This is a genomic window from Vibrio sp. 1CM8B (assembly GCF_023161685.1).
Taxonomy (GTDB): Bacteria; Pseudomonadota; Gammaproteobacteria; order Enterobacterales; family Vibrionaceae; genus Vibrio; species Vibrio coralliirubri.
In genome coordinates this window covers 532,772-547,519 of record NZ_JALNTU010000001.1, presented here as the reverse complement: position 1 = coordinate 547,519, position 14,748 = coordinate 532,772, and the positions used below count along the sequence as shown (strand labels likewise).

Sequence of the window (14,748 nt, the reverse complement as noted above, 5' to 3'; positions counted from 1 at the left end):
TCAAATAACTAGGGAAGGTTATGAAAAAACATCTTATCTTTGCATCCATAGTCAGTTTGTTTTCAAGCAGTTATGCTTTTGCAAGCGAACCTCTTCACTACTACATTATTGCGAGCCAAGCGCAACCTTTTCAGATCGAAACTGACGGGTCATCTCACAGAGGAATCGTTTCAGATATTGTGGAAGCCGTGTTTGATGACAGCCAATATGAGATCAACTACCACACCTACCCTTTTAATCGAATGATCGACAAGCTCGATGCGAGAGAGAACCCTAACTGGGTTACCTATGGCAGCCCTAGTTGGGGAAACATCCAATCTGTGAACCTATCTGAAGATCCGATTTACAATGTAAAACACGTGTTACTGAGTAGTGGTAAAAAGCCATTTGAGTTCAACACAATCGATGATCTAGACGGGAAAGCCGTGGTATTGCTGGTGGGATTTGAGTATCCGAACTTGGAACCTTATATCCAACAGGGCAAGCTCAACGAGATTCGAGTAAAAGATTACACTGCTGCGTTTCGTGTCCTGAACCGAGCACCTGGCGATACCGTGTTTGTGGAAATGGAATCACGAATCAAATACAACCTAAACGAGCAAAAACTGAGTATTGATGATTACCAGATGCAAGAGTTTGGTTCTGTAATCAATAACTACCCTATCCATTTGGCGTTTGACCCTGAGATGGATCCTAAGCTGCAAAGCTTCATCAATCAACGGCTAGACACAATGAAAGACGATGGACAGCTCGACGACATCGTACAGAGTTACTTGTAGCACCAGCGTTACGTCGAACTTAGCAACGGATAGCTTGATAACGCACTTTAACTCTCGTTGATGCCTGACTCTCTAAAACCTAAAAGGCCGCCCTACTTAATACTAGATAGCAGGGCGGCCTTTTAAATGCGTCTTAGGGGTAATCATAAGCATGCCGCTATCTGAATCGACGAATCAGTGCGAAGCAATCAAATGCAGTTGCTGAGTACGAAGCTGGTGACGCACTGCCATCAGAATCTTACCCAAATGGTTCTCGCCGGTTCCATCGCCGCCATCGCCCCAGAAGTGATCTTTGTGCGAATGTTCTTTGATCACCGAATCTCCGGTGTTGGTAAGAAACAGCGCAAACTGTGGATTCTGTCTGAACTTCTCCGTCACAATAAACTGCATCACTTCAACACGAATATCATACCAATCGTCGCGAACTTGGTCTTCGTAGTCACGACTTAAAGAGAACGCTTCAGCAGGTGTACTGGCTTCCAAAATGGTATTGCGTAGCGCTTCGGAGGCAAACTTCATCGCTTGATAATAATGTTCGCTGGTTGCCCAAACTTGATCACCCACCTTGATAGGACAAGCGGCAAAATTTGACAGGTATCCGTTCGGATCTTCGGGTTCGTAAAACAGCACTTCTTTAGCTTGAGCCACAGAATTAGACATAGCCTTCTCCTTACCAACGACATCGCATATTTTTGCTTTAACTTTAAAATTAGTGGCGTTGAATATTACTGTCAAACAACTTAGTTCAAGAGTATGCCATGTACGTGTTTTTCATCTAATAAAGCGTAATGTCAAAAGGGATAGGCTAAACGGGACAGTGAGCTAAAGAATCAAGGGGTTGATTCAATCGAGATAGGAACCATGAAAAAGTACTTATAAATCAAAGGGTGGCGTTGTACCACCCTTCTAAATGCAATGGGGATTATTAGTGAATAAGACCTAGCTCCCTCGCTTCTTCCAGACTCAAACCGCTTTCTCTAATTTCTCTTAGAGTCTCGATACGACGACGAGCTTCAGCAGACTTCATTTTCTTTTCTGGTTTGAAAGATACTTCTTCTTCAGCATCCCACTTGTTTGCAATATTTGTCATTTCATTATGGTTGATAGAATTAATGGACATGTTTTCCTCCGAAAAGCACCATGTAATGGACAGGTAATCTGTAGCAAATGCTTTTTCGCTTGTTAAGAAATTCTGTACTGAAGTGTGATGATTCCGACGCTTCACAAAGCTAATTAATAAATGCCTCATTTAAACTTTGCCAAAGCCATTTTCTGCAATTACATTTAAAAGATTCCCCATAAGAAATGTGGTTTGATCCAACTCTCATTTTCCCCGCTTTCAATGCTTCTCTTCTGCTGAAAATTCGTGAAATAACCCAAGATAAATTTCGAGGCACTTCATCCTTTTCGTGCTCGTCGCTTCCACTAAATCCAACATACGCTAATGATAATGGTTATCAATATCATAACTGAGTATTTATCATGTCTGTGGGAAATTCAGAGAAACCACTTCTCGAAGTGAAGAATCTATGTGTCGACTACATCACCGATGACGGTGATTTCAATGCAGTCAAATCCGTTAGCTTTAACATAGCGCAAGGCGAGATTTTCGGCTTAGCCGGAGAATCCGGTTGTGGCAAAAGCACCATCGCATTTGCCATTAACCGCCTGCATAAGCCGCCAGCTTTCATCTCAGGAGGCCAGATACTGTTTGGTGGGCAAGATCTACTGAGCTTATCGGACAGCCATTTGAATACCTTGCGTTGGAGTGAGATCGCGATGGTGTTCCAAAGCGCCATGAATTCACTCAACCCCGTATTAACCATCGAAGAGCAGTTTGCTGATGTATTGCGCCACCACAAAGGCATGAGTAATGAACAGGCCAAAGATCGCGCCGAGAAACTGCTCGACCTTGTGAATATTCCACGCCATCGCCTAACAGAGTACCCGCATCAATTCAGTGGCGGCATGCGTCAGCGTTTGGTGATTGCCATTGCTCTCGCCCTTAACCCAAAGCTGATCATCATGGACGAGCCAACCACAGCGCTGGATGTGGTTGTACAGCGCGAAATATTGCAGCAGATACACCAACTCAGAGAGGAGTTTGGTTTCTCGATACTCTTTATCACCCATGACCTCGCACTAATGAGCCAGCTGTGCGATCGCATTGCCATCATGCGCCACGGCAAGATAGTTGAGGTCAATAACGCCCATGAGATTCGTAACAACCCACAACACTCCTACACCCAAAAGCTATGGAGTTCTTTCCCTAATATTCATGAACATGCTCACGCGACGGCGTGCTAGGAGAGCTCCATGTCACAACCTATTTTTCAAGTAAAAAACCTCGTTAAAGAATTCACTGTTGGTGGTGGATTTGGCAAAGAAGAGATCTTTAGAGCACTGCATGGTGTGAGTTTTGACTTACATGCAGGCAAAACACTGGCACTGGTTGGCGAATCTGGCTGCGGGAAAAGCACTTGCGCACGACTGATGACCAAGGTTTACCCTGCGACAGAGGGAGAGATACTGTTCAAAGGCAGAGACATCTCTACGCTGAAAAGCCGTAAAGATATCTTGGATTATCGCAGCCGTGTGCAAATGGTTTTTCAAGACCCCTTTGGTTCACTCAATCCAACCCACACCATTGAGCACCATTTAACCCGCCCACTTAAGATCCATAAACAGGTAGCCACTAAACAGGCTCTCACAGAGCGCCTCAAAGAGTTATTAACGCTGGTGGAGTTACCCATCGAAACGCTCGCTAAATACCCACACGAGCTCAGTGGAGGCCAAAGACAGAGGGTTAACCTAGCCAGAGCACTGGCCGTTGGCGCTGAGGTTATTCTTGCTGATGAACCCACCTCGATGTTGGACGTTTCGATTCGACTTGGCGTGTTGAACCTAATGCAAAAAATGAAAAAAGAGTTGGGGATTGGCTTTTTGTACATAACCCACGATCTTGCCACGGCACATTACATCGCAGAAGAGACAGCGGTGATGTACAAAGGGCAGATCGTTGAATGGGGATCAACCCAGTCGATCTTAACCAATCCACAACACCCGTACACTAAGTTGTTGATCTCTGCCGTCCCTGATCCCGATCTGCCATTTGGCGAACTCGTCAAAAATGAGCCAAACTATTCAATAGATGCTGATCGTATTCGAGAGCAGAGCAGTGAAATACAGCATGAAATCAAACAAGTTGCTGATAATCACTTTGTAAAACAGTGGGATAACGTTGCATGAATGAACTAGACACTTGGTTAGAGCGGATCGGAGATTGGTACAAAAACCGAAAGCATGATCAAGTGGACCGGTTAGAACCTTTGATCTTAACGCCTCCAGATGCGCTCTGGGGGCCATTGATCACAGATGAGCAGAGTAAAGGCATCGCATGTTGGCTAGACGGGTGCCTGAGAATCTTTACTTTCTATCGCCACCTCGCGGATTCATCGGATCCGGAGTTGGCTTCGCAGAAGACCAGCAGCTCAAGCCATCAAGATAAAGCCTATCAATACCTGATGTTTGCCTACAGTAAGCTGCAAGCGGTGTCATGCGACCCAAAATCAGAAGCAGGATTGCAAGAATGGTGTACACAGCGGCTACAACACTTGTGTGTATTGGCTTTGGAGTTTACGAACCAACAGCAAGAACCACGTTGGAAAGCAGAATCAGAGAAATTGATCGAATCGCATGTACGCTTTATGGCAACCCATCCCCGAAACGATGATCAAGGCAGCATTCAACGCCATCTGCACTGATCAAGCCCTTCTCGATCAAACATCAAATCAAAATCTCATCAGAGCTAGATCCGTAGAAAGCATGATCTAGCCTTGATCATGCTTCGGCGTTTAATTATGTAAGCTATTGAATTTTAATGATTTGCTGAGTTTCAGGCAAAAAAAAGCGAGTCCCTTAGGAACTCGCAAAAATCTATTCAGTATGATGTAACAAAATATGAGCCAATCTATTAATCATAAGAAAGGACAAAGGTTGTCTATTCGGGATAAATAATAATCAACTAGATGCGTTACATTGTCATCACTTTGTCAGCGTTAGGTGCGATTTTAATCAGCACCTAATGTGTTCAAAACTATCCATTCAGCCACGATAAAACAGGCTTATTGCGATAGGATAATCACTAGTGGCCAATCGCCATTTCATCGAGCGCAAGGAACACGTTTTCGTCTAAATGACCTTCATGAACTTGTTTGCACACTTTACGACGCACCGCTAAACCAGAGATCAAACGTTCAATGGACAGATGTCGATTGCTGGTGCTATCTCGGTCGTTGTATAGCTCAATCAAGCGACTCAGTGTTTCGTATGGGATAACGTCCTCCCCTACTCTCAACCAATCAAGCTTCTCAATGAGCTCTGAGCACTCTTCTTTGATTGAGGCATGTGAGTGCCCTGTCATAGCAGATAAAGCCGTTATGCTGCGTTCTAGAGCCTCTGCAGAGGTATATTTAGAGAGGGTAATCATGATCTCATCAGCGTTGATCTCAACGGAGTGTTTACGCTGCTTAACTCGACGTCCCAATTTGCCTCTTGGCGACGGTGCTTTACGCTGAATTGGCTCAAACTCACCATCGATAATCTCAGACAGCTCTTCCAGCTTCTGCTTAGACACCATCTCGTTACGAAGTGGGTTCGGCAGCGTTGGTGCCATATTACGCTTACCAGCGTTAGTGGTACGCGCTCTTGAGTAACGTAAGACCTCTTCCACATTACATTTGATATCTACCTGATAATCGGTCGTTTTCCCTTTTTCGATCAACGCGGTGATCGTCAAGTGATAACCCCAAAGGTTAACCAGGAAGGTATCTTCTTGCTCACCGACTTCACCCAGCTTTCTAAGCTCGCGGATCAGATCCATCGAGAAACGACGCCAATCGATGTTACGCGCCAATTTCTGGTTGAGCTCACTGAGCAACATGCTATCTGAATGGCGACGTGCCATGCGGCTTCTAAAGTACGAATACATTTGGAAGACCAAGGTATGTTGTTTCAGGATTTCTGGCGGAAATAGGAAGAAATAATCACGCGTCAGCAGCTCTTCGTAGAACGAAGGTTCCCAAACCAGGATGTATAGGTTCGGTTTAATGCGAATTTCGCCGTCAGAGCCCTCTGTAGGCGCTTCTTCCGATGCGGTAATGGTTCTAGCTAAGAATCGGAAACGATCACTCTTAAAGCCTTCTGGCATGTTCTCACTAAGCCAACGGCCTGTAAGCTCGTGCAGTTGGAAATCCGTGAATTCGATACGATCAATACTATCGCGGATCGAATCACGAGCTGGGCCGCTGTCTTTCTTGCCACGTAAAGACAAAATATCAGTGATGTAGAGTGGTGTTTTGTTCGGCGTGTGTTTCGCGTCTAGATGGTAATCATCTTGGTGATGATCATGATATTGAACGGTGAGTGTGAATAGCGCGAATAGCGTCATCAGATCGTCAACGGTCATGATATTTTTAGAAGATCTTGTCTCGATCACAGCTCGAGTACCAGAGATCGAAACCATGGATTTCTGGTAGCTCTTACGAGTTCTAGGTGGCGCTAACGCTTGATCAATAATCCCCGCCCAATTGGTTGGCGAAACAATGAATTGGTCCGCTTCATCTTTCATCGTTGGCGGGGTATTCAGTCCATGTTCATTCAGTAAGCGCTTGTTTACTTTGGTTTGAGCTAGGGCTTTAGAGCGCTTTTGCTTTTCATTTTGCTTCACGCTTTCTGTCACTAAGCTGGTGGCACCCAGTACCGATATCAATTGGTTTGGGTTCACAAAGCGATGCAACATGGTTTTACCAGCAAGGCCTTCTTCAAAGCGAACGGGGATTTGTTTGAACAACCCGATATTGACTGCTGCTCTCAGCCTTTGCTGTAAGGCCGCGCGAGTGACTTGACCATCGGTTGATTCAATAATCTCAGTGGTGGAAACGTATCCGTCTTTGCTGCTAAACCCACGAAGTGAAATTAGGTTAAGAAGCTCAACTATGCTTTTGGTGACACCTTTGAAGTGTTGATATTGTTCTATCCATTCAACGGCTGTTTCAGATACCTCAAATAAATGACCATCTTTGTGGCTTCGTGCCTTAATTAACAATTTCTCTTCTGGTTTCATTTTTGATCCGTATCACACTAACCGTAATTTCACTATAGTTCCTGAATGATAAAGAAAGAATGATCATAAATAAAGAGAATTTATTGGCTTTTAAATAACTGATCTTTTTGATTAATATGATCTTAAATGATTAAGTGATCTAATGATCTGGACGTAGCTTTGCTTTTAAGTGGCTGAATTTAAAGTATTAAAATAAATCGCCTTGGAAAGCATGATCATAAAGGTTCCGAAACTATGATCATTAAACTTAAGAAAGCATGATCACAGAACATCAGAACGATGATCATTAAGTCATTGTAAGCATGATCATTATTGGTTCGAAAGCATGATCATTATACTTATACAGCTTATCCACAGATCGGAATTCAACATCGGTTTCTAAGTCGCTTTTGACTTGTCTATGTGGACACTTGTGGTGGCCAATCTATCGGAACAATGATCAAGAGAGCATACTTTTTTATCGTTCCTACCCTATTGAGTGCAAAATTTAGTCTGTATCCGCTGGAAATGGATTGCTTTGATGTATTTAGCGCTGGTGGGTCTTAACTAGGAAGCATGATCATGAAATTGTCATGTTTATGTATTCTCGGTCTGTGTCGATTGAATTTTCAATCATTGAGCCCTTATAGGCGTTGAATCCCCATTCCAAAAGCATTTCTCCGTAACTTAGCTCATAAATTACATGCTTCCGGAACTATGTTTACTTGATCATTTTTCCGGAAGTTGATCATTTCCAATGTGCAGTTGCTCGGATCAATATTGCTCAGTTTACGCCTTGATCATGCTTCATAATTTGGCGTTATTAATTATCTTACACTGGATGTGTTCCATGATCATTCTTCCGGTTAGGCTTCAATCCTCTGTTGTTTTTTGACACCCCGTCTTCTCTTCTGTTTTGAATCTTTTTGTTCATTGAGCGTTTTTTTATTTTTATTGTATTGAAAATCTATAAATTCGAATGCAAATCACACCAACCGTAATCTACGGTTGTATTTCAATCGTTCCGAAGGTTTTTCTCTGAAATTCCATTTACATTGTAAATAAGTGATGCTGTAACATTTTAAATGTAGGGTGGAAATAACATGGTTATGCATGATAAAAACGGTGATTTTTGTGTTTGTCTAAGGCGATGTTTCATCAAATTGTAAAAACGCGGTCTATTTTATGTGATTTTACTCATAAATGTATGTTCATGTTTTTGTTGTGTTTGTTGTTAATCGCTGTACAATTTGTACTTAGTTAATCATTACGGAAACTGGCAATGAAAAGAGAACAAACGATTGATAAGCTCTATCAGCTAGCCGAACAAACTCAACAAGTTCAGGCTGACCGAATTGAGATTATTTTGGAAGAGCGAAGTGATGAACATTTCCCTCCAATGTCTAAAGCTATGATGGAGACTCGTTCTGGTTTAACGCGTCGTAAACTCGATGAAGCGATCACTAAACTTGAAGCTGATGGCCATCAGTTTACAAAGAACAACGCCAATCATTACTCGATTTCATTGACAGAAGCTCACATGCTGATGGACGCGGCAGAAGTGCCAAAGTTCCATGAGCGTAAGCAGCACGCTGACAATAAGCCATGGATTATCAACGTACAAAACCAGAAGGGTGGTACGGGTAAATCAATGACAGCGGTTCACTTAGCTGCTTGTTTGTCTCTGAATTTAGATAAGCGCTACCGTATCTGTTTGATTGACTTGGATCCACAGGGCTCTTTGCGTCTGTTCTTAAATCCACAAATTAGTGGGGCAGAGCACGACAGCATCTATTCTGCTGTCGATATCATGTTGGACAACGTGCCTGAAGGCCAAGACGTCGATCTAGAGTTTCTTCGTAAGAACGTACTATTGCCAACTCAGTATCCAAACCTGAAGACAATTTCTGCTTTCCCAGAAGATGCGATGTTTAACGCTGAAGCGTGGCAAAGCCTTTCACAAGATCAGTCACTTGATATTGTTCGTCTGTTAAAAGAGAAGCTTATCGACAAAATCGCCGATGATTTCGATGTGATTATGATTGATACCGGCCCGCACGTTGACCCTCTAGTATGGAATGCAATGTACGCGTCGAACGCACTTCTTATTCCATGTGCTGCTAAGCGTTTGGATTGGGCTTCAACGGTTAACTTCTTCCAGCACTTACCAACGGTTTACGAAATGTTCCCGGATGACTGGAAAGGGCTAGAATTTGTTCGTCTAATGCCAACCATGTTTGAAGACGATAACAAGAAACAGGTGTCAGTTCTGACTGAAATGAACTACCTGTTGAATGACCAAGTAATGATGGCAACCATTCCAAGAAGCCGTGCTTTTGAAACCTGTGCCGATACTTACAGCACGGTTTTCGATCTAACGGTGAGCGACTTTGAGGGCGGTAAGAAAACTCTAGCTGTTGCTCAAGACGCAGTACAAAAAAGTGCTCTAGAATTAGAGCGCGTATTACATAGCAACTGGCCTTCACTTAATCAGGGATAACAACAATGGCAATTAAAACATCTGACTTAAATGCAAAGCTATTTGGTAAAGCAAACAAACGTCGCGTAGCAACACCACAAGAAGCGCAAACCGCGGCAAAAGAACAGGCTCAAGTGATCGAGCTTTCTGTTGCTGGAGAAGATCTGGTTTCATTTGAATTGGTTCGAATCCCCGCGGCTGAAGTGGCAACTCGAACGGTTGTTTTTGAAGAGAACGCTCGTGAGCAATCTTTCTTAAACGAGCACGCGCTTTCTGATGTTCTTACAACATTGAAAGAACGTGGTCAGCAATACCCTGCGGTTGGTCGTAAGAACAAAGACGGTAAGATTGAAGTTCTTGATGGTAGCCGTCGTCGTATGTCATGTATTTTGGCTGACAAAGAATTCCTAATCTATGTTGCTGAAAACATTAACGGCGAACACGCTAAGTTCCTATCAGACGTAGCTAACGCTCATAAACCGCTTTCTCTTTATGAGAAGGGTAAAGAGATGCAAGCGAAGCTCGATAAAGGCGAAGCTGAAGACCAGAAAGCACTGGCGAAAATGTTCCAGTGCAGTGAAGCTTTGGTGAGTGGTGCATTGAAAGCGGCCGCTTTGCCACTTGAATTGCTACAAGCTTACCCAAATGTGAGCGACCTTGGTCGTCCAACTATTGTTAAACTGCACAAGCAGTTTGGTGGATTGACGAGTGAACAGCAGCAAACACTGCTTACTAAGTGTGATGCTTCTGAAGGTTTTGTATGGCAGCGTAGTGAAGCTCAAGGCGTAACTCGTCTAACCAAAGACGTGACAGAAACTTTGGAAGGTTGGATTCTTGAATTGGCGCCAGCGCCAGCGAAGAAAGCTTCTCCAAAAGTTGAGCTTATTAAGGGCCGTGCATCATACAGCCGCAAGGGTTTAAACTTGGCGTTGAACCTTAAGAAAGTTGATGATGCAACAATGGAAGAAATCCTCGCCTTCGTTCAATCGAAGCTCGACTAAGTCGACGACTTTTCATTACTCCTCTAAAGCCGCTTTATGCGGCTTTTTATTTGGCTGTGATAAACTGTGTTTAGATGAATCTGGACGCTAACTATGACAAACCCAACCAACACTTTTTTGCATACACTTTCTAATATTGCTCAACATAATGATCACCGTTACGGCGTGGTCTTTGATGGCGATTTTGATTGGCAAAACTCTGCTGTTTTTACCTTCCTTCAAGACTCACTCATTCCGAGCACCTTCCAGATCGGCGGTACGCCATTTGAAGGTGTGATTCATGCTCCAGTAAAAAAAGGCCAACAACTGCTTGGTCGTGAGTGCCAAGTTCTGGTTTGTGACTTTAGAGAGCAGTTTGATGCGAATGGTTTTAGTGCTGCGCTGGGTTCGTTAGTCGGTGGTGGGCTGCTGTTGGTGTTGCCGCCAAAAGTTGATGCCTCTGAAGATAGCGAGAGCTTTGGTCAACGTTGGCTAAAACATCATTTCGATAAACTGATTTCTGTTTCACAGCACAATGAAGTCGGCGATGTAGTTCAAGCAACTCACGCTCTTCCTGAGATGCAAAGCGCCCAAAACGGATTGGATAAATTTGAACAGCAAAACACGGCTGTTGAATTAGTTAAAAAGGTAGTGTCTGGACATCGTAAACGTCCTTTGATTCTCACTGCGGATAGAGGGCGTGGTAAAAGCTCGACATTGGGTATTGCCGCAGCGCAGCTGTTAGTTGAGCGTCACAGGTTTAATATTATTGTTACCGCGCCTTCAGTGAAAGCGGTAGAGCCGGTATTTTCTCATGCTAGCCAAGGGTTAGAATCTTGCGAAGTGGTAAACGCTACTCACATTCGTCATCAAGGTGGCAGTTTAAGATTCGTCGCAGCAGATGAATTACTTAAATCTAAGCCTGATTGCGATCTGTTATTGGTTGATGAAGCAGCTGCAATTCCAATTCCGATGCTTAAATCCATGGTCGACATCTATCACCGTATGGTCTTTTCAACCACGGTACATGGTTACGAAGGCAGTGGGCGAGGGTTCGGAATTAAGTTTGAATCTTGGCTTTCTGAGCATCGTCCGGGGTGGAAAGGCTTTAAGCTCGAACAGCCGATTCGTTGGAATAACAACGATCCGCTAGAAGCTTGGTTGTTTGATTGCTTCCTACTTGGTAATGACGCATCAGTCACTGAATCAACGGTTGATGTAATCGAAGGCTTTTCTGCTGACGCAATCAACCAATTAAACTTGGTCGAGTTATCAAAAGCAGAATGCTTGGCTAATCCTGAGCAGCTACAACAATGTTTTTCTCTTCTTGTGGATGCGCACTATCAGACGTCGCCAAATGACTTAATGCAGTTTCTCAACAATCCAGCAATCCGTTTGTACGCCGCTTGGCAGCAAAATGAATGTTTAGGTTGTATGTTAGTGACGGAAGAGGGTGGTTTGGATAGCGAGTTGATTGCTCAAATTCAACTTGGAAAACGTAGGCCTCAAGGTCACCTTGCTCCTGTATTACTGGCAAACCAACTTGGCTGTACTCATGCGGCGACCAGTTGTTGCCTTCGAATTATGCGCATTGCTGTTTCAACGCGTCATCAAGGTTTGGGTATTGGTCGTTGGATGTTGGCTCAGTTATCACATCAAACCAGCCAAGCAGATTATCTGGCGACAAGCTTTGGCGCGACCAGCGAGTTGATTTCTTTTTGGCGTGGTAGTGATTTTGAAGCTGTGCACATCGGCCACCAGCGAGATCAGGCCAGTGGCTGTCACTCGGTTCTGATGGTTAAGGCGCTTAACTCAAACTCTCAAAGTTGGATAAATCCAGTTCAAAATCACTTCGAGCGTAGCTACTGTTTTCTTGTTTCAGGTTCTTTGGTTTCACTTGAAACCGATATGGTGCAAGCTCTGCTGCCAAAGAGTGTCCAAACTGTTAGCGAGTTTGAAACTCAGTTAGTTAGAAATTACGTGAACGGTGGCAACAGTTATGATGCGATCAGCTTCAGCGTACTGAACTTGATTCTACTCAGTAACGATCGAAACATAGGTATTTCTGACTTACTCATCGCAAAGGTTGTTCAGCAGAAAGAGTGGGGGGCTTGTGTCGAACAGTTTAATCTGGTTGGTCGTAAACAAGCAGAGATTCAGTTTCGTAAAGATGTCGATGCTCTGTTAGCAAATTTACAGTGTAAATAGGCTAGCCATCATTTAAATAGACTGATCGCTACAAATTAGATTTACAGTGTAAATTAGAATGTTGGATTTACACTGTAAACTGAAGCTCCATATTGAAATCCGTTTTTACCCTGATTATCTGTTTCATCACTTCCGTTTCATCTCTCCATGACAGCCTTTAATCTTCTAAAGCTATTCGCCTTTACTATCTTGCACCAATATCGAATCGACATTCAATCACACGAAATATTCTGAAAAAATTTTCCTATGTATTTGTAAAGGCGAAGCAGATCATAAAATGTGTAAGTCTTATTTATGAGTCATGTTTGCAGAATCGAAAGTAAGTGATGTGACGCTGATTATTCTAATAATGTGATACTCAGCGCAGAATGAATTATATAGACTGAATAACAACTGAGTCATTAGGGATACTCAACTCGAATGTGGGATAACATCGTTACATTGTCGGAAGACAAGCAACAAGTAATGGCATGTCTGCCAACCGGGACTGTGGTTGACGCAAGCTTTGATAACAAGACGCTGCCACCAACCTTGGAAGCTTTGAATGCATCAAACTATTTTCTTTTCGAAGAAGAGGTGTTGCGTTTCGTTACTCTTGCTAAAGAAGGTAAGGGTGAAGCTTATGAAGGAATCTTGATTGCCGAAGTTCGAAATGCCACTGTTGCGGTCGAACTGTCTGATGATGAGATGTTGGCGAGTCTCGTGGTCACTGGTCCATACGATGGACACCCACTGCGTGGCAGCGACATCATTCATTGTTTATCTCAAGCTCAAATAACAAAAGGAATAAATAAGTTAGCGCTCAGAAAAGTTCTGATGATGAGTAGCAAACTTAAGCCCGGTGAAAAGTTTACTCAGCCAGTCGCTAAAGGGACACAACCAGTAAAAGGTAAAGACGCTAAGTTTGCCGCTTTGGTTGAAGATATTACTCGTCAAGTATTGAAGCCTCGCAGTAAGGACGAAGGCAAGATTGATATGCGAGACTTGGGACAAACCATTACCGTTGGTCAAAATGATCACTTAATGAAACGTACCCCCGCTACCAAAGGTATAGCTGGCTTTACCGTTCAAGGCCGAATTATCCCACCGCTTCCTGGACAAGACAGTTTAATCAAGCCTGGAAAGGGCACCTATATCTCCCCTGAAGATCCCAACTTACTACTCGCCTCACACCCTGGATTGCCCATCATTAAAGATCGAACCATCGAAGTGGACGACGCCTTATGTGTCAGCAACGTCGATGTCTCAACTGGGCACGTTAAATTTAAAGGTAATGTGTTTGTCTCTGGCAACATCGAGCCGGGGATGATCGTCAAGGCGACCGGAAGTGTTACGGTTGGTGGCTTTATCGAATCGGCCGAAGTTCAAGCTCAGGGGGATATCAAAGTCGCCAAAGGCATTATCGGCCATACGACCAAAGAGGGTGAGCCAAAAAGTTGTAAGGTATTTAGCAAAGGCTCTATCACAGCAAGCTACGCACAGAATGCCGAGCTACAAACGGCCAACGACCTTAGACTTGGTGTGCACAGTATGAGTAATGACATTCGCTGTGGTAACAACCTTATCGTGATGGACAGTTTGAAAAAACACGGCACGCTCAGCGGTGGTGAAGCCAAAGTCGGCGGGAAAGTAGAATGTGTCTTCTTAGGCGTTGAGGGAGACACCGCAACTAAAGTACATGGCTTTGCGCGATACGATGGTTACCGACAGAAGATAGCTGAGCTGAAGGAAACTTATAAACATACGCAAGAGCAAACCATGGGTGTGATTCGCCAAGAATTAGAATTTAAGAAGCGTCCGAAAGCCGAGAGAAGCGAAGAGCAAGCTCTAGAAATTGAGCAGCAACGAGAGAAGAACAACCTCGCAATTGAAAATACAAAATCGCAGTTAGATACACTCGAAGCGGAGTTTGAAACCAACCTTGCTGAATGCACGGTAGAGGTACACGAAAAAGTGTATACCCGAGTGACGATTCAATTTGGTGATGAGACAGTCACAACCAAGCGAACTCACGGCGGAAGTGTTTTCTCATTCAACCAATACGAGATCCAATGTTCATTCAAGATGGAGCAAGAGGATATTGCTTTGTAGGTTTTGTGTTGAACATGAGTGATGTGTGGCTTAGGTGACGATACTGACAAATAGAAAAAGGGGAGCTAATGCTCCCCTTTTGGTTTCTACTGATAATGATTTATTTAG

Annotated in this window: 11 protein-coding genes; 8 read left to right on the top strand and 3 right to left on the bottom strand. The window is 43.6% G+C overall.

Annotated elements, in window-relative coordinates; all coding sequences use genetic code 11:
- Nucleotides 1-20 precede the first annotated feature (20 nt).
- Nucleotides 21-779: a transporter substrate-binding domain-containing protein gene (locus MSG36_RS02280; RefSeq protein ID WP_048614214.1), complete on the top strand. Its 759-nt coding sequence runs from the start codon at nucleotides 21-23 to the stop codon at nucleotides 777-779.
- Nucleotides 780-953: 174 nt separating this feature from the next.
- Here MSG36_RS02280 and MSG36_RS02275 read toward each other — a convergent pair whose 3' ends face one another.
- On the bottom strand, nucleotides 954-1,514 hold the full coding sequence (locus MSG36_RS02275; protein ID WP_048614216.1) for an NADAR family protein: 561 nt from the start codon (nucleotides 1,512-1,514) through the stop codon (nucleotides 954-956).
- 190 nt (nucleotides 1,515-1,704) lie between these two features.
- A complete protein-coding gene (locus MSG36_RS02270; RefSeq protein ID WP_248365997.1) occupies nucleotides 1,705-1,899 on the bottom strand; it encodes a hypothetical protein in 195 nt (64 codons plus the stop codon).
- Nucleotides 1,900-2,261: 362 nt separating this feature from the next.
- On the opposite strand from MSG36_RS02270, the gene MSG36_RS02265 reads away from it, so the two are divergent.
- The 3 genes from MSG36_RS02265 to MSG36_RS02255 are packed head-to-tail and all read left to right on the top strand — an operon-like array spanning nucleotide 2,262 to nucleotide 4,543.
- Entirely contained in the window at nucleotides 2,262-3,086 is an 825-nt protein-coding gene (locus tag MSG36_RS02265) for an ABC transporter ATP-binding protein (RefSeq protein ID WP_248365995.1), read from the top strand.
- A 9-nt stretch (nucleotides 3,087-3,095) separates the two neighbouring features.
- Nucleotides 3,096-4,028: an ATP-binding cassette domain-containing protein gene (locus MSG36_RS02260; protein WP_050620252.1), complete on the top strand. Its 933-nt coding sequence runs from the start codon at nucleotides 3,096-3,098 to the stop codon at nucleotides 4,026-4,028.
- Nucleotides 4,025-4,543: a transcriptional regulator gene (locus MSG36_RS02255; protein WP_248365994.1), complete on the top strand. Its 519-nt coding sequence runs from the start codon at nucleotides 4,025-4,027 to the stop codon at nucleotides 4,541-4,543. Before MSG36_RS02260 ends, MSG36_RS02255 begins: the two co-directional genes overlap by 4 nt.
- Before the next feature lie 380 nt (nucleotides 4,544-4,923).
- On the opposite strand, the gene MSG36_RS02250 is transcribed toward MSG36_RS02255, so the two are convergent.
- On the bottom strand, nucleotides 4,924-6,903 hold the full coding sequence (locus tag MSG36_RS02250; RefSeq protein WP_050632639.1) for a replication initiator protein RctB domain-containing protein: 1,980 nt from the start codon (nucleotides 6,901-6,903) through the stop codon (nucleotides 4,924-4,926).
- A 1,261-nt stretch (nucleotides 6,904-8,164) separates the two neighbouring features.
- On the opposite strand from MSG36_RS02250, the gene MSG36_RS02245 reads away from it, so the two are divergent.
- The 4 genes from MSG36_RS02245 (at nucleotide 8,165) to MSG36_RS02230 (ending at nucleotide 14,640) form a co-directional block, all read left to right on the top strand.
- Nucleotides 8,165-9,382: a ParA family protein gene (locus MSG36_RS02245; RefSeq protein WP_017061213.1), complete on the top strand. Its 1,218-nt coding sequence runs from the start codon at nucleotides 8,165-8,167 to the stop codon at nucleotides 9,380-9,382.
- A 5-nt stretch (nucleotides 9,383-9,387) separates the two neighbouring features.
- Nucleotides 9,388-10,362: a ParB/RepB/Spo0J family partition protein gene (locus MSG36_RS02240; RefSeq protein WP_248365993.1), complete on the top strand. Its 975-nt coding sequence runs from the start codon at nucleotides 9,388-9,390 to the stop codon at nucleotides 10,360-10,362.
- A gap of 93 nt (nucleotides 10,363-10,455) precedes the next feature.
- A complete protein-coding gene (locus MSG36_RS02235; protein ID WP_248365992.1) occupies nucleotides 10,456-12,549 on the top strand; it encodes a GNAT family N-acetyltransferase in 2,094 nt (697 codons plus the stop codon).
- A 420-nt stretch (nucleotides 12,550-12,969) separates the two neighbouring features.
- Nucleotides 12,970-14,640 carry a FapA family protein gene (locus tag MSG36_RS02230; protein ID WP_061037777.1) on the top strand — a complete coding sequence of 557 codons (1,671 nt, stop codon included), beginning with the start codon at nucleotides 12,970-12,972 and terminating at the stop codon, nucleotides 14,638-14,640.
- The last annotated feature ends 108 nt before the right edge of the window (nucleotides 14,641-14,748 follow it).